The sequence below is a fragment of the Corynebacterium freiburgense genome, assembly GCF_030408815.1.
GTDB lineage: Bacteria > Actinomycetota > Actinomycetes > Mycobacteriales > Mycobacteriaceae > Corynebacterium > Corynebacterium freiburgense.
In genome coordinates this window covers 218,234-238,761 of sequence record NZ_CP047355.1, presented here as the reverse complement: position 1 = coordinate 238,761, position 20,528 = coordinate 218,234, and the positions used below count along the sequence as shown (strand labels likewise).

Annotated in this window: 15 protein-coding genes; 9 read left to right on the top strand and 6 right to left on the bottom strand. The window is 52.4% G+C overall.

Features of this window, described 5'->3' with window-relative positions:
* Nucleotides 1-11: 11 nt before the first annotated feature.
* Both CFREI_RS01075 and CFREI_RS01070 read left to right on the top strand, forming a co-directional pair.
* The gene (locus tag CFREI_RS01075) at nt 12-503 is read left to right on the top strand and encodes a DUF2505 domain-containing protein (RefSeq protein ID WP_027012564.1); all 492 of its coding nucleotides are present in this window, start codon (nt 12-14) and stop codon (nt 501-503) included.
* Nucleotides 504-1,322: a methylase gene (locus CFREI_RS01070; protein WP_027012563.1), complete on the top strand. Its 819-nt coding sequence runs from the start codon at nt 504-506 to the stop codon at nt 1,320-1,322.
* A 682-nt stretch (nt 1,323-2,004) separates the two neighbouring features.
* On the opposite strand, the gene CFREI_RS01065 is transcribed toward CFREI_RS01070, so the two are convergent.
* Nucleotides 2,005-2,166 carry a hypothetical protein gene (locus tag CFREI_RS01065; RefSeq protein ID WP_156907746.1) on the bottom strand — a complete coding sequence of 54 codons (162 nt, stop codon included), beginning with the start codon at nt 2,164-2,166 and terminating at the stop codon, nt 2,005-2,007.
* A gap of 49 nt (nt 2,167-2,215) precedes the next feature.
* Here CFREI_RS01065 and CFREI_RS01060 point away from each other — a divergent pair, with 49 nt between their 5' ends.
* Both CFREI_RS01060 and CFREI_RS01055 read left to right on the top strand, forming a co-directional pair.
* Nucleotides 2,216-2,398, top strand: coding sequence for a hypothetical protein (locus CFREI_RS01060; protein WP_156907745.1), 183 nt, complete (start codon nt 2,216-2,218; stop codon nt 2,396-2,398).
* Nucleotides 2,399-2,469: 71 nt separating this feature from the next.
* On the top strand, nt 2,470-3,210 hold the full coding sequence (locus tag CFREI_RS01055; RefSeq protein WP_027012561.1) for an LmeA family phospholipid-binding protein: 741 nt from the start codon (nt 2,470-2,472) through the stop codon (nt 3,208-3,210).
* 4 nt (nt 3,211-3,214) lie between these two features.
* On the opposite strand, the gene CFREI_RS01050 is transcribed toward CFREI_RS01055, so the two are convergent.
* Nucleotides 3,215-3,841: a beta/alpha barrel domain-containing protein gene (locus tag CFREI_RS01050; RefSeq protein WP_156907744.1), complete on the bottom strand. Its 627-nt coding sequence runs from the start codon at nt 3,839-3,841 to the stop codon at nt 3,215-3,217.
* Nucleotides 3,842-3,845: 4 nt separating this feature from the next.
* Nucleotides 3,846-4,223, bottom strand: a complete 378-nt coding sequence (locus tag CFREI_RS01045) for an ATP-binding cassette domain-containing protein (RefSeq protein WP_051255920.1) — start codon at nt 4,221-4,223, stop codon at nt 3,846-3,848.
* Between the two features lie 1,274 nt (nt 4,224-5,497).
* On the opposite strand from CFREI_RS01045, the gene CFREI_RS01040 reads away from it, so the two are divergent.
* The 5 genes from CFREI_RS01040 (at nt 5,498) to CFREI_RS01020 (ending at nt 17,288) form a co-directional block, all read left to right on the top strand.
* The gene (locus CFREI_RS01040; RefSeq protein ID WP_027012558.1) at nt 5,498-5,899 is read left to right on the top strand and encodes a hypothetical protein; all 402 of its coding nucleotides are present in this window, start codon (nt 5,498-5,500) and stop codon (nt 5,897-5,899) included.
* Complete coding sequence (locus CFREI_RS01035; protein ID WP_027012557.1) at nt 5,899-6,339, top strand: hypothetical protein; 441 nt, start codon at nt 5,899-5,901, stop codon at nt 6,337-6,339. The genes CFREI_RS01040 and CFREI_RS01035 overlap by 1 nt, the downstream gene beginning before the upstream one ends.
* A gap of 10 nt (nt 6,340-6,349) precedes the next feature.
* Nucleotides 6,350-7,234 (top strand): formyltetrahydrofolate deformylase, encoded by an 885-nt coding sequence (gene purU / locus CFREI_RS01030; RefSeq protein WP_027012556.1) that lies wholly within the window; start codon nt 6,350-6,352, stop codon nt 7,232-7,234.
* Between the two features lie 119 nt (nt 7,235-7,353).
* Nucleotides 7,354-8,019 carry a TetR/AcrR family transcriptional regulator gene (locus CFREI_RS01025; protein ID WP_051255919.1) on the top strand — a complete coding sequence of 222 codons (666 nt, stop codon included), beginning with the start codon at nt 7,354-7,356 and terminating at the stop codon, nt 8,017-8,019.
* A 200-nt stretch (nt 8,020-8,219) separates the two neighbouring features.
* Nucleotides 8,220-17,288, top strand: coding sequence for a type I polyketide synthase (locus CFREI_RS01020; RefSeq protein ID WP_027012555.1), 9,069 nt, complete (start codon nt 8,220-8,222; stop codon nt 17,286-17,288).
* A 243-nt stretch (nt 17,289-17,531) separates the two neighbouring features.
* On the opposite strand, the gene CFREI_RS01015 is transcribed toward CFREI_RS01020, so the two are convergent.
* From CFREI_RS01015 to CFREI_RS01005, 3 genes are all read right to left on the bottom strand, one after another.
* Nucleotides 17,532-18,425, bottom strand: coding sequence for a hypothetical protein (locus CFREI_RS01015; RefSeq protein WP_027012554.1), 894 nt, complete (start codon nt 18,423-18,425; stop codon nt 17,532-17,534).
* A gap of 125 nt (nt 18,426-18,550) precedes the next feature.
* Nucleotides 18,551-18,808 (bottom strand): DUF2516 family protein, encoded by a 258-nt coding sequence (locus CFREI_RS01010; RefSeq protein WP_051255961.1) that lies wholly within the window; start codon nt 18,806-18,808, stop codon nt 18,551-18,553.
* Nucleotides 18,809-18,865: 57 nt separating this feature from the next.
* The gene (locus tag CFREI_RS01005) at nt 18,866-20,152 is read right to left on the bottom strand and encodes a DUF445 domain-containing protein (RefSeq protein WP_027012552.1); all 1,287 of its coding nucleotides are present in this window, start codon (nt 20,150-20,152) and stop codon (nt 18,866-18,868) included.
* Between the last annotated feature and the right edge of the window lie 376 nt (nt 20,153-20,528).

Here is a 20,528-nt window from a genome sequence, read left to right as displayed (position 1 = left end):
GTCTGTTGGTTATGGCTACGCGTATAGAAAACTCTGTAACTATCAACCACGCCCCCGAAAAGGTCGTGGCTGCGCTAACAAACGCCGATTACTGGGCGTACAACGTGGCGAACCTGTCCACGGAACCCGGCGAAGTGCACTCCTTCACACAAACTGAAAACGGCGCAGAAGCCGTGTTGTATGAGATCATGCCAATGGAATTGCTGCCTGAAGCTGTGCGCGCCATGATCAGCCAGTCTTTAAAGATCAAGCGTGTGTTCACGGTGTCCTCCCCCACCGCCGCCAATTACACAGCTGATGTCAAGGGCGCACCGGTTGATTTTAAGGGCGATATTACGATTTCCGGCGAAGGTGACACCACAACACTCACGTATGCGAATGAGGTAAGTGTGACCATCCCATTTATGGGCCCTGCCATTGAGCCAAAGGTTGCCGATGCCCTCGGCGAACTCGTGACCAATGAAGCCGCCCTTACCGAAAAGTGGATTTCTGAAAACCTCTAAATGGCTGATCATGCCCACAATTTGCGGGCTACATTTACCGCTCAAGGATTTCATTCCAAAGGCCCCATTGGGGTAATAACGCGCGGAACTACAAATATTAATAGGCTGCGCCGATGTGATCGTTGGATGACGTATGAATCAAATATTCAACGATCACTTATGCATTCGAAAAGCCCGTTAGCCATTGACGTTGGCTACGGCGCTTCCCACACCACCACCTGCGAATGGGCAACGTGGCTACGACGCAGCCGACCAGATATTGAAGTTATCGGCCTGGAAATCGACCCCAACCGTGTTCTACCACCACGCAATGGCGTTCGGTTTGAACTTGGCGGTTTCGAACTAGCCGGCTACACCCCCACGCTCGTACGCGCATTCAATGTGCTCCGCCAGTACGACGCCTCCCAAGTCACAGACGCATGGCAAACAGTATGTTCTAGGCTTGCCCCCAATGGCTTCTTTGTCGAAGGCACATGCGATGAACTTGGGCGACGCTGCTCCTGGGTGCTTCTCGACGCCACCGGGCCCCAATCCCTCACGCTTGCCTGGGACCCCCGCCACACCGAGCGCCCCTCAGAACTTGCAGAACGACTCCCCAAAGCCTTGATCCACCGCAATATAGCAGGCGAAAATATCTACGATCTTCTCCAACAAGCCGACGCAGCCTGGGACCGTGCCGCAGGTTGGGCACCATACGGTCCGCGGATCCGCTGGCGAGAAGCACGCCAGCTATTAATTAATGATGGTGTACCCCTGAATCCCGTGCGCCGCCGCATCCGCGACAATCTTCTTACCGTTCCGTGGCAGTATGTGGCCTAGCTTTTAGATCGAGAAAGTGTAAGCCAGCGGCACGATTGTCTCGACCGATAAAAGTAAAAGCACAACGAGGATTTTGGGGAAAGAGCGTATATTTAAACAGGACATGCTCCGGGTGTTCATGGGTTCGAATAGGACCCCATAGAGCACCCACATTCACAAAGAGCACCCCTGCCAATTTGATTAATGGAAATTAACGATTCATGCGAAACAAAAATATTTTCATGTTAGGTATTGGGTACCTGGCCATAGCGTTCGTACTCATTCTATTTAGGTCACTCGCAGCCGCAGGAGTGTTTGTATTTTGCGCCGCAACCGCTTTCACACTGGTGCTCTGGACGCAGGAAGATGCGAAATGCTATGTGGCAAGGCGCTCTCACGCCAACCAGTGGGCCACCACTATGTGTATATGGGTCACCGCATTCTCAGTCATTTTTTCCAACTGGCGCGCGCCAGTGCTGTTCGCTATCACCGCATGGGCATTTACCAGGTCACTGCGCAAACCACAGCAAGTTTCCCAACACCACACATCCCAGCAACCCTAAAACCCCAAACAGCACGGGACGCGGCATCGAAAAGCAGGGTTTGCGGCGACAAGCTATTAATGAATCCATATCTAACGTCGTTTTTTACACCATATTGCCCCCAATTGGTGTATTTAGCGACAAAAGTTAGTGATTTCACCCTAGAAAATGTCGCTTTTTACACCAATCGCACACAAGATGGTGTTTTCGGCGACAAGCCCCAGGTAACCAATTGCACACCATTCATTGATTTTCGACGCCACTTCCGCCACCGACGCCACTTCCGCCAGGTGACATATCGCACAGCGCCGAAAAACGAGCACAGGAAGAGCTAAACGCTAATAGATCCAGAACTTATATAATATTGCCTATATGGAAAGGGCACTACGCTACTCGATACTCCTGTTCGCTACCCTCACACTGCTATTAGGGATTGGAGTTTTCGCCTTCGACTGGCAAGCAACTCCCGCAGTATCAACTGGCATTATTTCTGCAGCACTTTCGCTGATGTTAGAAAACCTTAGGCAACGTAAACCCACCGATAACGGCCACTAAAGTGGCGTCGAAAAGCAATCTTAACGCGTGATGATGTAGCGGAATCCTCTGTATTACGGGATACTCGGAGAATGAAAAAGATTCTGGCTGTGCTCTTTGCGGTAATCCTAGTTATTTGTGTGACAGCGGAGATCGGCGTCCGCTCAATGGTCGGGAAGGAACTCCGACAAAATATTGCCACTAATTCTGGTCTTACCGAGCAGGATCCACAGCCAAGCGTATCTTTTGGCCCCACACCATTGCTTTTCTCCGCAGTTACTAAGAATGTTCCGAAGGTGGAAATCGATGTGCCCTCCACATTAAACCCCCAAAGCGGAACTGGTAACCCTGAAACCCACATTAAGGTTAAGTCGCTAAACATTGCCGACAATGCCAACCCCATTGCCCAAAACCTTACATTGGCAACCAGTATGCCCACAGACTACTTGCTCGCACAGGCCCAACAAGCCAGCAGTCAAGGCATTCTCGGCGACTTAGTCAAAGTCTCCGCCATGCGTACCGACGCCGCCCGCAATGTCCTTATCGTCGAGCTTGCGCAAGGCAGCGCCACCCTTGAAATTAGCCCCCGAGCAGAAAACGGGCAGCTGATTCTAGACGCTTCCAACGCCAGCATCCTCGGCTTCGACCTCCCGCCAGAGGTCTCCGATGCCATCTCCCAATCACTACGAGTCGGCGCCAACGAATTCGGCGGAGAACTCCGAACCACCAAAGTTGAAGTAGTTGAAAACGGCGTTAACCTTGAACTCGAAGGCGAAAACGTAAATATCAGCCAACTCCAGCAACCAGCGCAACCACCGGCGCCTGTGCAATAAAGTTTTACCCCCTTTCCATCAGGACCTTGTTTGCCCCCGCATCGAGTAGTGCGGCTTCGTCGGAGCCCTTAGCCCAGGCTGGGCCTTCGATACCGGCAATGTCGGAGGGCGCGGCGTCGATAATTAATACTTGATCGGCACCCGCCATCCGCGCCGTTTGAACCATACTGGCGTTTGGCCCGCGTAATGCCACAATTAGCGCAGCTGGATGTGGAACAGATTCGCGGACAGTAACAATCTCCGTAATCAGCGCATTTTGATTATCGAGCTGACCCAAATCAGGAACGAAAATCACACCTTCCGCACCACTTTGCACCGCCAATCGGGCCTCAGCAGCCTTCACCAGCACATGATGATTACCCGACGGCCAACCAGAAGTAGAAATAATCCGGATGCTGGGCTGCACGCCCGATTGATCACCCACCACGTGAAGCAAATGCGGCGGAACAACCACAGTAGTAATTCCGTGATCGCGCGCCTCCGAAACCAACGCCCGAATATCCGCAGCAGTAACGCCAGACGCAAGTGCAGTGAGTACAAGATTTTCCATAGGATCCATACCACCATAATTAAGGACGGTATGGAGTGGTGAGTTCCGCGCGGATTGCCGACTTAAGGTTCGAGCAACCATTTGCCTATGGTCTATCACAAAGGTGAAATTTGCTACCCGGCATTGATCTAACTTCCTCGGCAGATTTAATGGAAACTTCGGCGAGCGAACCCTTTAGATTAATTATCTGCGAAACCGTTAACATCTTAGGCAACATTTCCGGCCCTAATGCGATGCCAATTTTACCCGCAATTCTTGGTATTCCTTTAACTTGTTCGGAACCAAAATAGATTAGGCCTTTTTTCACAGGAATTAGCCCAACGATCGCCTTTAGTAAAGTTGTTTTCCCGCTCCCATTAGCGCCAGCAAGTACGTAGCATCTTCCGATTTCTGCGCGAAAACTAATCTCATACAGAACTGACTTGTTCCCGTACCCCACTTCGACGCCGACTAACTCAATCACCGTAAGCCTCTCTATTACGAGCTACGCATTTGGCAGCAAGATTATTTAAGAAATTAAAAGAGAAAAACCTGGTTTTTGCCTGGCACTTTATACCGCCCATCCTCGAAGCTACAACCCTAGAAGTCCGCTATACACCCAGAGACATTGCAATACCCTAAACGAACATCAATTTAGTAATTCGACAGAAGAGTAGTGATTTCCATACCCTTACCGTCATTAAAATAACATACTAAACACAAACGCTAGCTACCCCCACTGCCACCAGTCCACCCACTGCACTAGCTGAAATTAAACCTATTGACGTGCACTTATATCTAACAAAATCATTCACCGAGTAGAACTTTAGGGGGCAATCAATATCACTACCTGCATAAAACTAAACAGCTTTCTATTACGATTCTTACAACCACTCAACCTAACCTAAGGAGGGATTATTTTGAGGAGATCTTTAGCTCCAAAATCACTTCCTGCGCACATGTTGTTCATTAGCACTCGCCAACCCGGGTAGCACTGTAATACAAATACGTCAATCACCCCGTAGTGGATCAGAGGAATCTGCCCCACTGTCATTATCAAGACCAAACCAACGTTGGTGCTCATTCAACTCTTACCACCACTCTTACTGCCTCTTGGCTTACAAAGTCTTCGAAGCAGCAAAACATACCGTGGACCTCGGTGCACCTCTACTACCAGCGCTGAGACATTTTACAAAGCTTCCCTTGTTTCAGAATTGATTTACATGTTCACATTTCTTTTGCTTCTAGTATTCTCGTCGCTTATCCTGCATTCAACATATAAGCGGGCTAAAAAGTTTTCAGGCACGACAAGTAATTCAATATCAGTTAGATTAGTGAAGCTCCTCGGCATTCCTGCTTGGATTTCCATCATCGTAGCTCTTTATTTAAAACTAACTTATGCACTTGGCAATACCCAACCTACGCAATTAGCATACGCTATTGCACTATCAACTTTCTTGAGCTGCATTTTAGCTATTAATGCATTGATCGCACTAGCAAAAAAGAAATCGTAAGAAATTAATTATCAATGCTTGGTGCACAGCAGACAATCGCTTCTGTTAACCCAAATTAGGTTTAATAACCGCCGTGTACTGTACATAATCCGCTACATCGAGTGTCCATAAGCTGCTACCAATGAGCCCCACTGTGGAGTCAACAGCTCCAACCTTTGGCCTCTTATCACACTTCCTCACCTTGTAAGCAACCTTGCTTCAAGCTAGGTTTGGAATCGAAATACCCAGCGTTTGAGGAGATGCAATGGCCAGAGGCAAAAATAAAGCAAAAGAACCAGACTTATCGTTACGTACAAAAGGGCTATCGATCGTTCTTGGGGTCGAGGATCTGGATTTTGAAAGTAATGCTAATGGCACGGCATTCCATGTGCATCAAGACGGCTACCAAGTAACGTTCGCCTATGATCCGGGCTTTAATATCTATAACGCCATGGTGCATTTTACCGATGGTTTTACCGCTAATCCTGCCGCTTGCGATCGTTGGAATCTAGAGAATCCAGGGATGAAGGCTCTTCCGCTGGAGGTTGCAGGCGAGGCCGTGCTTGACGCCAGCACTCCGTACACATTGGCGCAACTCCATAATTTTGTGCGCACGTCGTTGCGCCAGGCTGCTGATCTGACCCGTACGCTGAAGGGAGCTTACTAATGCAGGATTGTCCTGAGATTCACCCCGAAATTGCCCGGCTCACCGGTTTGCTTCCCGACGCCGACGCCCCCGCCCTACACCTCACCAAGGAGGACACACCGTTTGTTACGCCGCAACGTGTTGCGAGCTTTTTCCAGCGTATTGGTTTAGCAAATGTTCCAGTGCATGGTGATCGTGTGTATGTTTCTGATCACGGCGTACCGGTGGATATTACGGTAACAGATGAATACCTTGTATATGAGTTGAAAATGGACGCTCCAAATGCGGACATTGAACGCGCCAGTGACAATCCGTACATTACTGCGTTTCTAAATAACGACAATCTTATTGTGCGAACCGCTGGTTTAATTAGCGCCGGTATGAGCGATGAGCAACTTGGGCAATTCCTCAACCTCAGCATTACCCAGACCCGTGAGGCCATGAAGGAGATCCTGGGGTAAAATCCCCGCAATGAGCACCAATTCGCCAACCGAACACCAATACGTTCTCACTCTTGGATGCCCGGACTCCACGGGCATCGTGGCAAAGCTCTCAAGTTTTATCGCTGAGCTTGGGGGTTGGATCACAGAGGCCGGGTATTTCACCGATCCTGAAAGTGGATGGTTTTTTACCCGCCAGGCAGTTCGCGCAGATTCCATTGAAGTAAGTTTCGCAGAATTAAAGGAACGCTTTGGATTAATCGCCGAAGAGCTTGGGGCGGAAACTCGGTGGCGAATTTGGGATACCGCGCACCCTAAAAAAGCGGTTATATTAGTGACCAAAGAAGGTCACTGCCTGCATGATTTACTGGGCCGGGTGGACCAAAACGATTATCCAATGGAAGTCGCCGCTATTATTGGCAATCACGATGATCTGCGCCATATTGCAGAAAATCACGGAATTCCATTCCACCATGTGCCTTTCCCTAAAGACGCCGTGGGAAAGCGGAAAGCTTTTGATCAGGTGGCCGCGATTGTTGAGCAACATAATCCAGAGGCAATTGTACTAGCACGTTTTATGCAAATCCTGCCCCCAGATCTTTGCGAAATGTGGGAGGGCCGTGCCATAAATATTCATCACAGTTTCTTGCCATCGTTTATGGGAGCACGGCCATATCACCAAGCATATAAGCGGGGCGTAAAGCTAATCGGCGCAACCTGCCACTATGCCACCACTGATCTTGATGATGGCCCCATTATTGAGCAAGATGTTATTCGCGTGAGCCATAAGGACACCCCCACCAATATGCAGCGCTTAGGCCGCGATGCTGAAAAAGTAGTGCTTGCTCGTGGGCTGCGTTTTCATTTGGAGGATCGGGTACAGGTCCATGGAAATCGAACGGTTATTTTCGACTAGTAATCGCACTAATTTGCGTACGCTGGCGCCCTACACAGTAGGCGCTAGCAGTGGCACAATGGCTGGTAATACATTTTAAACTTGGTGTTATTCATTGCCTCGGAAAGTGACACTTCAATATGAGCGATCGTTTGCAAACTCAGCGTCGTCTAGTCGAATCCGCTCGCGCCGTAATAATTGAGCACGGCATTGAAGGCTGTACACAGCAACGAATTTGCAAAGACGCAGGACTTACCCGGGGAGCTTTTTACTCTAATTACGCCTCAAAAGAAGAGCTTTTTACGCATGTAGCCCAAGACGCCTATCAGCGAATTATTCGCAAACTAGATCAGGTTGTTGAGCACTGGACAGCCCCAACGCCAGATCCAGTAAACGAAGCCGAAGCCAAGGTCAGAGTGACAAAATTCCTTTCGCAGGCACAAGCTGATCTAGGGCTGACCCGTGAATTTTTCATTCTCCACAATGAATTATTATCTCGTGCCGCACGTGTCCCGGAATGGGCAATCCAGTTTAAAGATATTAATCGTGATTTTGTACTTCGCGTCTCAAAAGTATTAGAACTCATTGTTCAACATGTAGGTCGCACATTAAGCTATCGGCCAGAAGCGATTGCACAGGCAGTTATTGGAATTACACTACGGGCTACTGGTGTTTCCGCCTGGAAAACAGAATTAATTTTGGAAGATGGCCCATTTGAACGTAGGGGCACCATGCTTGAGAGCGAAGATGTGGTTCATATGGTACTTTCATTGCTTTTTGCCTGCTCCGAGCCAACATCGAAGTAATTTTCAATTGGTACTTCCCTACACCAAATCTCTTTTAGCAACGCTTAAGTTCCTGGGAAGCAACTGTTAGAAAACTAATTTTTCCCCACCGTACAGGCACGATACATTTATGTATTCGACGATGAAAGTACTGCTTGTTAGCATTCTCTGGACGCACTCAATAAGCCATCTTTGGTTTAGATTCACACTAGGAGTTTTGTATGATGCTGTCCTCCCTGCTGCCGCTCCATTCTTTTGAGCACCCGGCGCTTCTTTTTTCCGGCCAGGCGTCCCCCTGGGCAAAGGCACTAGAAGAGACTGAAGACCCTCGTCTAGTGCCTTTATTGGAACAAGCTGAACGCCGCATCGCACCATTTGCGCGGCAGCGGGCTACGACAGTCCCCGGAGCAGATGCTCGCCTAAAAGACCTTATTACTCATCCGGACGCCCCTAGCGTAATTGAAATTGATTCAACACCTGCGGTTAGTGTGCCAGGAATTGTTTTAAAGCAAATCGCAGCTATGTGGCATTTGCAGAACTCTGGACTTGATCTGAGCAAAACCGATTTTATTGGCCATTCTCAGGGCAGCCTTGGGGTAGCCGCCGCTTATGCGATCAACGACGAGGAAAAACTTATCGACGTCCTGGCATTTGCCTTGCTGCTAGGCACTGCTACCACACTCGGCGCGCAGGAATTAGGCGCCCAGCCCGGAGAAACCTGGATGCTGAGTGTAAAAAATGCACCACGCGACGTCGTTACGCAGGCAGTTGATCAGGTTGCTGGTGCGGAATTAGCGCTCAGAAATGGCTATAAAAAGTTTGTCATATCAGGTTCCCCTGGCAACCTCACCAAAGTAGAAAGCCTAATCGAACAAGCTGCCGCCGAACATAATTCCGCGCTGGACGATAAACACACAGGCGGCACCCGCGTTGAACCACAATTCCATTACCTTGAGGTTTCTGCGCCATTCCACCACAGCGCAATGCAACCTGCCGCCGATCAAGCCGCCGCATGGGCAAAACAACTCGAATTGGATATTGACGCCCAACGCCTTGCTAACGATATTTTGGTCAATCACCATGACTGGCCTGCGGAATTAGAAAAATTCCTGGCATCAACAGAGGTGTCCCACCTGCTAGTCACCGAAGCTGGACACGGCTTACAACGCATTACTACGCCACTGCTCGAAGGCACCGGAATCACTATGGTTCCAGCAGGCACAATGGAAGAACGGGACCTCCTTGCAACCCCTGGCGCAGAAATCCACCAAGAGGAAACATGGGAGCGCTTCGCGCCGAAACTTGTAGAACTCCCAGATGGCAGCATTAAGGTAGTTACCGCCTTTAGCCGTCTGACCGGCTATTCCCCAATCCTGCTTGCTGGTATGACCCCCACGACTGTAGACCCCGATATTGTGGCGGCCGCTGCAAATAAGGGCTTTTGGGCCGAACTTGCTGGCGGTGGGCAATACTCCGAAGAAGTGTTTGCAAAGAACCGCGACGGGCTGGTCGCACAATTGCAACCAGGACGCGCAGCGCAATTTAACTCCATGTTCTTCGACCGGTATATGTGGAATCTGCAATTCGGTGTGCAGCGGATTGTGTCTCGTTCGCGCGCCGCTGGTACCGCTATTAACGGTGTGACAATTTCTGCTGGTATCCCTGAACTCGAAGAAGCCAATGAGCTTATTGCCCAACTCCATGAAGATGGCTTCCCGTATATCAGCTTTAAACCCGGCACTGTCGAGCAAATCCGTGCAGTGCTTACAATTGCCCGCGCAAACCCAGAAACCAGCATTATTATGCAGGTAGAAGACGGCCACGCTGGCGGGCACCACTCATGGGTCAATCTAGATGATTTACTCTTGGCCACCTACGCGGAAATCCGCAGGGAACCAAATGTTGTGGTTTGTGTTGGTGGCGGTATTGGCACTCCAGAAAAAGCCACTGAATATCTCACTGGTTCTTGGTCAACTAAATACCATGTACCAGCAATGCCAGTAGACGGCATTTTGGTTGGTACCGCAGCAATGACCACCAAGGAAGCAAAGACTTCCCCGCAGGTTAAGCAATTACTCAAAGACACTCCTGGTATTTCAGAAGGCTGGGTAGGTCGCGGTGATTCAAAGGGTGGCGTAACTTCTGGGCTTTCCCACCTCCATGCGGATATGTATGAAGTGGATAATGCTTCCGCCGCATGTTCGCGCCTTATTTCCTCGATTGAGCCAAGCGACGAGGCAATGGCTGCCCGACGCGATGAAATCATTGCCGCGTTAAATAAAACCGCAAAACCATACTTCGGTGATGTCCAGGAAATGACCTATGCCGAATGGGTTGAGCGTTTTGTGGATCTTGCCTACCCATGGACGGATCCCACTTGGCCGGACCGTTTCTTTGATCTGCTGCACCGTATTGAAGCTCGCCTTTCTGCCCAAGATCATGGCGAGATTGAAACACTCTTCCCAAGCATTGATGATGCGATGGACGGGCCCGCGGCCGTCGAAAAGCTGCTAAACGCCTATCCACAGGCGCGCGAACTTAAGGTTGGTGCGCGCGATGCCTCCTGGTTTATCGGACTCAACCGCAAACACCACAAACCAATGCCTTGGGTACCCGCAATCGACGCTGACCTGGCCCGCTGGTGGGGATTGGATACACTATGGCAATCCCAAGACGAGCGCTACCCAGCCGACGCAGTGCGTGTTATCCCCGGACCAGTATCCGTAGCAGGTATAGACCGCATCGATGAACCCGTTGCTGACCTCCTGGGCCGCTTCGAACAAGCCTGCGCCGAAACCCTCGACCACACCCCCGCAAAAGTATTCGCCCGCCTTGGCGAAGTAAAAACTGGTGAGGCCCTCCTGCGCGAAGCTCCGCATATTGTGTGGCACGGGCATTTAATTGATAACCCAGCACACGTAATGTCCCCCGAAGCTGCAGAAATCATTCCGCCAGTAGAAGACGGCAATATTTGGACGATCCGCATCCATGCAGACTCTGTTTGGGACGAATACGAAGGTGAAACCCCATACGTAGTTACCCAAGTAGATATCCCTATTGCCCTCACAGCAGATACCGCCACCGGTGCATCCCCCGTGGTAGAACATGATGCCCTCCCAGATGCGGTCTATGGTCTCCTCGCTGCCGTAGCAGGTGTAGGCTCCACATCCGCAGCAGGCGATAGCATTACCGCACTGCCAGAAGTGGAACCAAAGGACGGAACGGCATTCGGTGTTGAACGCGATTCCTTTACCTTCCCAGCAGACCTACTCACCCAACACACCGCCGTAACTGGCGCGGGTATCCCAGTGGCAGATGCTCCGCTAAATAAAGGCACTGCCGATGCACTCGTTGGGCCATGTTGGCCTGCCATCTATGCGGCACTTGGTTCGGCATATCTTCCAGATGGCTACCCCGTTATTGAAGGCCTGCTCAATGCTGTCCATCTCGATCACTGCGTTGAGCTCTTGGTACCGCTCGAAGAACTCGCTAACGGCCGCACTATCCATGTGGAAGCCGAAACTGCGCCACTTGAAGAATCCGCATCCGGCCGCATTGTCACCGTAAACCTCACGCTGACATGCGACGACACCATAGTAGCCCGGCTGGTAGAACGCTTTGCCGTTCGTGGACGTGTGACCAGTGCACAACCCCCATCAGCCGCACCAGATTGGGGCGGAAAAGACATTGATATTGTGGACACTCCACGCCACTTTATCCGCCAAGCAATTGTGACCGCACCCGCCGATATGACCCCATTTGCGATGGTGTCCGGTGACTACAACCCAATTCACACCTCCACTAATGCCGCGCAACTTGTAGGTCTCCATGCTCCGCTTGTACACGGCATGTGGCTATCCGCTACCGCACAACACCTAGCCAGCGCGGGTGCCCGCCTGGTGAGCTGGACCTATTCCATGTACGGCATGGTGCAATTGCTGGATCAGGTGGAAATCACCGCCGAACGCATTGGCCGCTCAGCCGAAGGCGCACTTTCCGCAGTAGAAGTCACCTGCCGAATTGATGGCAATGTGGTATCCCGTGGCCAGGCTATTTTGGCCGCCCCAAAGACTGCCTATATTTACCCTGGCCAAGGCATTCAATCCCCAGGTATGGCCGCTGGCGACCGTGCCGCATCAGCGGCCGCCCGTGCCGTATGGGAACGCGCAGACGCACATACCAAAGCCAATCTTGGGTTCTCCATTGTCCATGTTGTGGACGATAATCCAACCGAACTGAAAGTCGGAGACACCGTATTCCGTCATCCAAAGGGTGTGTTGTATTTGACGCAATTCACCCAAGTTGCTCTTGCCGTTGTAGCTTATGGACAGACTGAGCGTTTGCGTGAAGCAGGCACAATTGTTCCAGGATCCCTATACGCTGGACACTCGCTCGGCGAATACACCGCTTTGGCTTCCCTTGCAAATATCTTTGACCTTGAAGCCGTAATCGATATTGTGTTCTCCCGTGGCTCAGCTATGCACTCCCTAGTGGAACGCGACGCCGCCGGTCGTTCCAATTACCGCCTTGGCGCCCTACGCCCGAATATGTTTGGCCTGGATGATTCGCAAGTTGTTGGCTATGTTGCAGATATTGCAGAACGCTCCGGCGAATTTTTGGAGATCGTAAACTACAATGTGGCTGGTCAACAGTATGCGGTAGCAGGCACTGTCGCTGGTTTAAAGGCCCTTGCCGCAGACGCGCACGCTCGCGGCGGAGAGCGCGCATATGTGCAAATCCCAGGCATTGATGTGCCATTCCACTCACGCGTATTGCGTCCTGGCGTACCAGCATTCGCCGCGAAACTCGACGAACTACTGCCACAGGAATTGGATATTCCGGCACTACTAGGACGGTACGTTCCAAACCTTGTCGCGCGCCCATTCGCCCTCGACCGGGAATTCGCCGAAGCAATCTGCGCCGTAGTCCCATCTAAACCATTGCGCGAACTGCTTGATAGCGGGGAATTTGAAACCCAAGATGAATCCCAGCTTGCACGTCTCCTAATGATCGAGCTTTTAAGCTGGCAATTCGCCTCCCCAGTTCGGTGGATTGAAACCCAAGACCTGCTGATTAATCAAGCACAGGTCGAACACATTGTTGAGGTTGGTTTGGCTTCTGCCCCAACCTTGGCCAATCTGGCTGTTCGCACATTGGAAATCCCGAAGAATGCAGGTGCACAGGTTCGGGTATTCAATGTTGAACGCGATGCTGATGCCGTAAATTTGGCCGATCCGAAATCCGCACCAGCGCCGATAACAGAAGAAGAGGAAACCTCAGAAGCCGCGCCAGCCGATGCCCAAACATCAGCCGAGGCTCAATCACCAGCCGAGGCAGTGGCTCCGGCTGCAGAGTCAGCCCCAGTGGTTGAGGCTGTTCCGGTTCCTGCGCCTGCTCCGACTGGTGGTTCTCAGGCCGCTGGTGAACTTCCTTTTACTGCCGCGGACGCCATTATGTTCCTTTTTGCGGTGCAAAATAAAGTTCGTCTGGATCAGATCGCTGGCACGGACACCACCGAAACCTTGACCAATGGTGTTTCGTCTCGCCGTAACCAACTGCTTATGGATATGTCCGCAGAATTAGGTGTGCCCACAATTGATGGTGCCGCCGAAGCCGATGTGGATACTTTAAAGTCCCGGGTAGCTACCGCCGCCCCAGGGTATACGGCATTTGGCCCAGTACTTACGGAAGTGGTACGTGGCCGGCTGCGCACATTGACGGGCGGGGCGTCGCAAAAGCCAACGTATATCGGTGAGCGTGTTACGGGCTCGTGGGGATTGCCGCAATCCTGGACCCCGCATATTGAGGCAGAACTGGTATTAGGCACGCGTGAGGGCGAATCCGTACGCGGCGGGAATATTGGTAGCCTACCGACCGAAAACCCAAGCTCGCGTGGTGCCCTCGATTCGCTTATCGACGCCGCAGTCGCCCAGGTGGCAGCCCAACATAATGTTGCTGTCTCCCTTGGTGGCGGAGGTGGCGAAGGCTCAGGTGGCAGTGTTGTTGATTCCGCAGCCCTTGACGCCTACGCCGATACCGTCACCGGCCCTGATGGTGTCCTCGCTGGAATGGCACGCACTATTCTTGATCAGCTCGGTCTAGCCGCACCACCCCCTGAGGCCGAAACAAATACAGATACTGCCCTGGTAGAAGCCGTTGAGGCGGAACTCGGACCACAATGGTTGAAGCTGGTCACCCCTAGCTTTGACGAACAACGCGCCGTTTTGTTTGACGACCGTTGGGCCAGCGCTCGCGAAGACCTCGCCCGCGTAGCCAATGGAGCCGAAATACCAGTCGAACGCTTCGCCGGAACTGGCAATGTTGTGGCCCAACAGGCCGCATGGTGGGCTGATCATTCCGACAATCCAGAGCTTCTCCAACAGATTTCCACCGTGGCGGCTCAACCTGCCGATGAACCTTGGGCCGACGATATTGCGCTGGTCACCGGTGCCGCCCCTGGCTCCATTGCAAGTGCTCTTGTGGAAAAACTCCTCTCCGGTGGCGCAACAGTCATTATGACCGCCTCCCGCGTGGACGATGCCCGCAAGGAATACGCCCGCAAACTCTACGCCGAGCATGCATCTCCACATGCGAAACTATGGATTGTCCCGGCGAATATGTCCTCCTACCGTGATATTGATGCCCTTATCCACTGGATTGGCGCAGAACAAAAAGTCACCGTAGGTAAAGATGTGCAAATTACTAAGCCCGCCTTGGTACCAACACTGGTCTTCCCATTCGCCGCACCACGTGTCTCCGGCAGCCTTGCAGACGCTGGCCCGAATGCCGAGAACCAAGCACGTCTCCTCCTATGGAGCGTAGAGCGCACCATCGCTGGCGTAGCCGAATTGGCATCCCGTGGCAGCGGAACTCGCGCACATATCCTCTTGCCTGGTTCTCCAAACCGTGGTGTCTTCGGTGGTGATGGCGCCTACGGCGAAGTCAAAGCAGCATTCGACGCCATCCTGGCCAAGTGGCATGCCGAACAAGGCTGGCCGAGTTCCGTCACACTAGCGCAAGCACGTATTGGTTGGGTTGCGGGCACGAATCTTATGGGCGGTAATGATCCGCTCGTACCGCTGGTCCGTAAGCACGGCATCCATGTGTATAGTCCAGAAGAAATCTCAACGGAACTACTTGGTCTATGCACCCCAGAAGCCCGTAAACAAGCTTCTAAGCAACCAATCGATGCAGACTTTACCGGTGGACTCGCTGATGCCAAGGTATCGCTGCCGGAATTGGCGGCATCGCTGGAGCGGGCGTCGGAAAGCGACACTGAGGTTGAAAAACCCGTAACAATCGCTGCACTGCCATCCCTGAATGTACCGGTACAGGCAAGCGGCATTGACCTCGGCAAAGTAACCACACCATTAGAAGACATGGTGGTAATTGTGGGCCTCGGCGAAGTGTCCTCGTGGGGCTCACGCCGCACCCGCACCCAGGCCGAATACGGAATCAAACGCGACGGAGATGTAGACCTCACCGCCGCCGGCGTACTAGAACTCGCCTGGATGACTGGCCTTGTGTACTGGGCCGACGACCCAACCCCAGGCTGGTACGATGCTTCCGGCACCGCCGTCGCCGAAGAAGACATTTACGACCGCTTCCGCGATGAAGTAGTTGCCCGCGCCGGTATCCGCCGCTTTGTTGATGACTACACATTGGTAAACGAAGGTTCCATCGATGTGGCCACTGTCTACCTTGATCGGGACATCACCTTCGTTGTACCCACCGAAACCGAGGCACGCGACTACTTGGACGCTGATCCCGCCACCACCAGCATTAACCCAACCGAAGACGGTGAATGGGAAGTACAAAAGAAGCGCGGCGCAACCGCTCGGGTGCCTCGACGCGCTGCACTTTCCCGCATTGTTGGCGGACAAATGCCAACCGACTTCGATCCAGCTAAATGGGGCATTCCCGGCACCATGATCGAAGGACTAGACCGCATCGCCGTATGGAACCTGGTCACCGCTGTAGATGCTTTCTTAAGCGCTGGCTTTAGCCCGGCTGAACTACTGCGGGCCGTGCATCCAGCCGACGTGTCCTCCACCCAAGGCACCGGCATCGGCGGCATGGAATCCCTGCACAAGGTGTTTGTGACGCGCTTCCTCGGCGAAGAACGACCCAGCGATATCCTGCAGGAAGCCTTGCCAAACGTAGTGGCTGCCCATGTAATGCAGTCCCTGGTCGGTGGCTATGGACAAATGATCCACCCAGTCGCCGCCTGCGCCACCGCTGCGGTTTCTCTGGAAGAAGGCGTGGACAAGATCCGTCTGGGCAAAGCTGATTTTGTGGTCACTGGCGGTATTGACGATATCTCCGTAGAGTCCCTTACCGGCTTCGGCGATATGAACGCCACCGCTGAGTCTGCCGCCCTGGCCGCAAAGGGCATTAACGAGCGCTTCTACTCCCGCGCCAACGACCGACGCCGCGGCGGATTCGTCGAAGCTGAAGGTGGCGGAACCGTCCTGATCGCGCGTGGCGACGTCGCGGCCCGCCTAGGCTTACCAGTCTACGGTGTAGTAGCACACGCCCAGTCCTATGCAGATGGAATGCACACCTCCATCCCAGCCCCAGGACTCGGCGCCCTGGCAGCTGGACGTGGCGGCACCAATTCTGTACTAGCTCGTTCTCTGGCTGGCCTGGGCCTCACCCCAGATGACGTGCGAGTACTCAGCAAACACGACACCTCCACCAATGCCAACGACCCCAATGAGTCCGAACTGCACACCCGACTCTGGCGCGCTCTGGGCCGTGATTCCGCGAACCCACTCTTTGTAATCTCCCAAAAGTCCTTAACCGGACATGCCAAAGGTGGCGCCGCACTCTTCCAAATCGCAGGCCTATGCCACGTCCTCTCCTCCGGCGACCTACCCCAAAACGCCGCCCTGGACTGCGTAGACCCATTAATCCAGCCGCTAGCCGAACCACTGGTCTGGCTCCGCGCACCACTTTCCCTAGGTGCCGGAAACGTAAAAGCCGGTGTGCTCACCTCCCTGGGCTTTGGCCACGTAGCTGCCGTGGTAGTTCTGGCGCATCCTGGTGTGTTCGAAGCCGCATTGGAAGCCGCTGGCTACGACGTGGAAGAATGGCGATCCCAGGCGAACACCAGGTTGGCCGCCGGTGCCCGCCGGTTGGAAGCTGGCATGGTTGGCCAAATAGACCTGTTTACTGTGGTTGAAGGCCGCCGCTTCCCAGCTATTGGAGCTCACGAAGCAGAAATCGCATTGCTATTGGACCCAGACGCCCGCTTGGGTGAGGATGGAGTGTATCCGGCAGCTAAGTAAAACCAAGAGTGTAAAACCAAGAGTGCGCTAGATTTTGTGATCTAGCGCACTTTTGGATTTGGGGTGGGGGTTTGGGGCGGGTTTCGCCTGAGGCTTGGGTGGAGTTTTGGGGTGGTTTGAGGCGGGGTTTGGGATGGTCTCATACTTTTGGAAGCATTTTCCCACGCTTTGGAACAATGTCACAGATTCCATTTTTTCGCCCGATTTTTCGCCCGATTTTATGGAATATGCGACCTTACTTATTTATAACTTTCTGGGCGCGGCCAATTTCTGCCTTAATCGCCGATACGCAGAACCCGAGAATACTTGTTTGGCCGAAAATCCCCAAACAATGTAGCCAGCTGCCACCAAAGCATCTAGCCGTTCTGCCGCCTCAGCAATCCTGAACTGTTGTTCATCTTCTGTGTCGCCAAATTTTCCAACCCCCGAGATTTCGATGAGGATATTGGTGTTACGAATCTGAAAATCTGGTCGCCGAGTTTTCCCCTGGCCATCAACTACCGTGACCTGAGGAATTACTTTAATGTCATCATCTTTGCGAATTTGCGCAAGAAAATATGCCTCTGCTGCAGATTCTACTGACTCATCAACTAGCCGAAGGATCCGTTGAAACTCTGGAGAGTCTTGAGCAATCTCAGCAAATTCTTCCATCGAGCAAAGATCGTAGTGAAGCGCACAACAAACAGCCATAAAACATGATTCGAAGTTTTGATTGCGTAAAAGATCCAGTGCGGTTAAAGGAATAGTGGTTGCTTTCGCGATTTTTCCCTGTGACCAACGGTCTGTCGAGATTCGCCCAGGTAGCCGAATCCCAATATTTTGCAAATCTTTTTGGCACTGATCTAGATAATATTCTATTGGATCCGACCCCTTCGCCATCGACCATAAGTTCCATGCAGACGCCGCGGATGAACCCGCTAAGATTCGAACACCGCTGGCACCCGCAGACAAAGACCGAACGCGATATTGCTCCCATGGTGCTAGGTGTTCAAAGAGCTCTCGATCGATAAACACTCCAGCGATCACGGGCATGTATTTGCCTTTTTCTGCTTCTCGGTAGATCCTTCGACGTTCAGTTGGGTCGAGTTCTTTTGTGGTGATTAGTTGTTGAGATAATTGATCAATCCCCCTCGTCATATGCCCAGGTTATCATTCAGGCTGCAAAATTATTGCCCATTAACCCCGGTTCGGGGATGCGCCGAACATGCGAACCATACGGGCCGCTGGATGGATTTAGCAGCTCGAGAGACAGCCGCTGAGGATTACCAGTAGTTGCCGCTAAGGATGTCTTTGATTTGAGGGCGTACGTCAAACCAGTACACACCGATAAGTACAATGCCTATCCAGCTCAGGAATGGCATTCCGCCAATTCCGGTAACTACGGCGGCAGATGATCCAATAAGCATGCCGACCCACGCGAATTTCGGGTAGCGGTCGCCTGCTGTGTAGGCGTCTTCACGTGTGGTAAGTGCCGTGATTGCGCCGAAGAGGCCTGCCAGGGCGATCGCCCAGTAGATCATTTGAATGATCCAGCTTAAAACAAGGGTAATAAGCGCCAGTGACACCTTATGTCCTTTCTAAACTCCGAATAGCGCGTGGCTGACCGCGTAGATTACCAGTCCGGCAAGCGCTCCAACAACAGTACCGTTGAGTCGGATATATTGCAGGTCTTTGCCGACCATGAGTTCAATTTTTTCTCCGGCTTCATTGGCGTCCCAGCGTTGCACGGTCTCCGAAATTATTGAGGTGATTTCATCGGCGTAGTTGTCAGCGAGGAATGCTGCTGCTCCCGTAACCCTGCGGTCGAGGCTTTCACGTAGCGCGGCGTCGTCAGTGAGGTTGGTGCCCCAGGTGTGCGCAAGCTGTACGATTTTCCGCCGCAATACCGAATCCGGATCCTCGGCCGCCTCTACCAATGAATTGCTTGCCGACGCCCATATCACCGCCGCCGCATTTTGCACCGGTGTAGACCCCATTACCTCCTGTTTCCAACCTTCAACCCGTTGCTGCATTACAGGATCGAATTGGAGATCATGTGCTAATTGCGAAATAAATCTGCGTATGGCATTCCGGGCCTCATGATTCTTATTCTGAGCAACCGCCGCCGTCCACTGCGTCAACTCGCGATATACCTTATCCCCAACCACATCCTGCAAAATCTTTGGCGCCCACGCCGGACGACGTTCATCTAATACTCGAACAATAAACTCCTCGGAGCCGACCGCTTTTTTATGCATCCAGCGAACGACCTCATCAACCATTGGTTCCGTTTTGCCTTCGGCAATCAATTGGTCCAACAGCCGCCCCGCAGGTGGTGCCCAATCTGGCTCCGCAAGCTTTTGAATCAATGCGCTATTAATCACAGCCTCTGCATCCTTTGGATCTAAGGCACGAACGATATTCGCCGTCAACTTCCCCGCCTCGGAGGACAAGCGCTCCGCATTCTCCGGCTCGATCAGCCACTCCCCCAAACGTTGCGGTATTCCTGCCGCACGGACTTTCTGAGTAATAAGCTCGGCATTAAGGAAATTCTCGCCTACAAAGCCGCCCAGCGATTCCCCAATCTGGTCCTTCTTATTCTTTACGATCGCCGTGTGTGGAATTGGAATCCCCAACGGATGGCGGAATAATGCCGTCACGGCAAACCAGTCCGCGAGGCCGCCCACCATGCCAGCCTCCGCAGCAGCACGAACATAGCCGATCCACACGGCATCGTTATGCAGTTCCAGCCAACGACACCCCAAGTACACCAACGCAGCAAAAAACAACAACCCCGTGGCCAGGGCTTTATAGCGCTTTAACGAGCGACGTCGCTCCGCCTCCACTTCAGGGCTAGGTCCGGGGACCGCCAAAGGTTCAGTCATGTACCCATTATGTACCCACATCCCCAACCTTGGCGGTAAGGCTGCGCGGAGGCGGCAAGTGTGAGCGAGATAGCGGCACCAACCAGCCCAATATATTGATACTAAAATAACAAACGTCGTTTTTTACACCATGTTGTGCCCAATTGGTGTATTTGGCGACAAAACCTTAGCTCCAGGGGGTGTTCGGTGACGCTTTTACACCAATTGCACACAAGATGGTGTATTTAACAACAACCCCCAGGTAACTAATTACGCACCATTTATTGCTTTTCGACGCCGCGCCCACCACACCATTTGCCAAAACCTACACTCACCCCGCACATTAGGGAAGGCAATTTTGGAACCCTGAAAAATAAATGACCAAAAACTTTTAGAA

Excerpts from the sequence above, each read along its gene's own strand:
- CFREI_RS01075 (WP_027012564.1), top strand. The coding sequence starts at position 12 with ATGGCTACGCGTATAGAAAACTCTGTAACTATCAACCACGCCCCCGAA.
- CFREI_RS01070 (WP_027012563.1), top strand. The coding sequence starts at position 504 with ATGGCTGATCATGCCCACAATTTGCGGGCTACATTTACCGCTCAAGGA.
- CFREI_RS01060 (WP_156907745.1), top strand. The coding sequence starts at position 2,216 with ATGGAAAGGGCACTACGCTACTCGATACTCCTGTTCGCTACCCTCACA.
- CFREI_RS01055 (WP_027012561.1), top strand. The coding sequence starts at position 2,470 with ATGAAAAAGATTCTGGCTGTGCTCTTTGCGGTAATCCTAGTTATTTGT.
- CFREI_RS01050 (WP_156907744.1), bottom strand. The coding sequence starts at position 3,841 with ATGGTTGCTCGAACCTTAAGTCGGCAATCCGCGCGGAACTCACCACTC.
- CFREI_RS01040 (WP_027012558.1), top strand. The coding sequence starts at position 5,498 with ATGGCCAGAGGCAAAAATAAAGCAAAAGAACCAGACTTATCGTTACGT.
- CFREI_RS01035 (WP_027012557.1), top strand. The coding sequence starts at position 5,899 with ATGCAGGATTGTCCTGAGATTCACCCCGAAATTGCCCGGCTCACCGGT.
- purU (WP_027012556.1), top strand. The coding sequence starts at position 6,350 with ATGAGCACCAATTCGCCAACCGAACACCAATACGTTCTCACTCTTGGA.
- CFREI_RS01025 (WP_051255919.1), top strand. The coding sequence starts at position 7,354 with ATGAGCGATCGTTTGCAAACTCAGCGTCGTCTAGTCGAATCCGCTCGC.
- CFREI_RS01020 (WP_027012555.1), top strand. The coding sequence starts at position 8,220 with ATGATGCTGTCCTCCCTGCTGCCGCTCCATTCTTTTGAGCACCCGGCG.
- CFREI_RS01015 (WP_027012554.1), bottom strand. The coding sequence starts at position 18,425 with ATGACGAGGGGGATTGATCAATTATCTCAACAACTAATCACCACAAAA.
- CFREI_RS01010 (WP_051255961.1), bottom strand. The coding sequence starts at position 18,808 with ATGATCTACTGGGCGATCGCCCTGGCAGGCCTCTTCGGCGCAATCACG.
- CFREI_RS01005 (WP_027012552.1), bottom strand. The coding sequence starts at position 20,152 with ATGACTGAACCTTTGGCGGTCCCCGGACCTAGCCCTGAAGTGGAGGCG.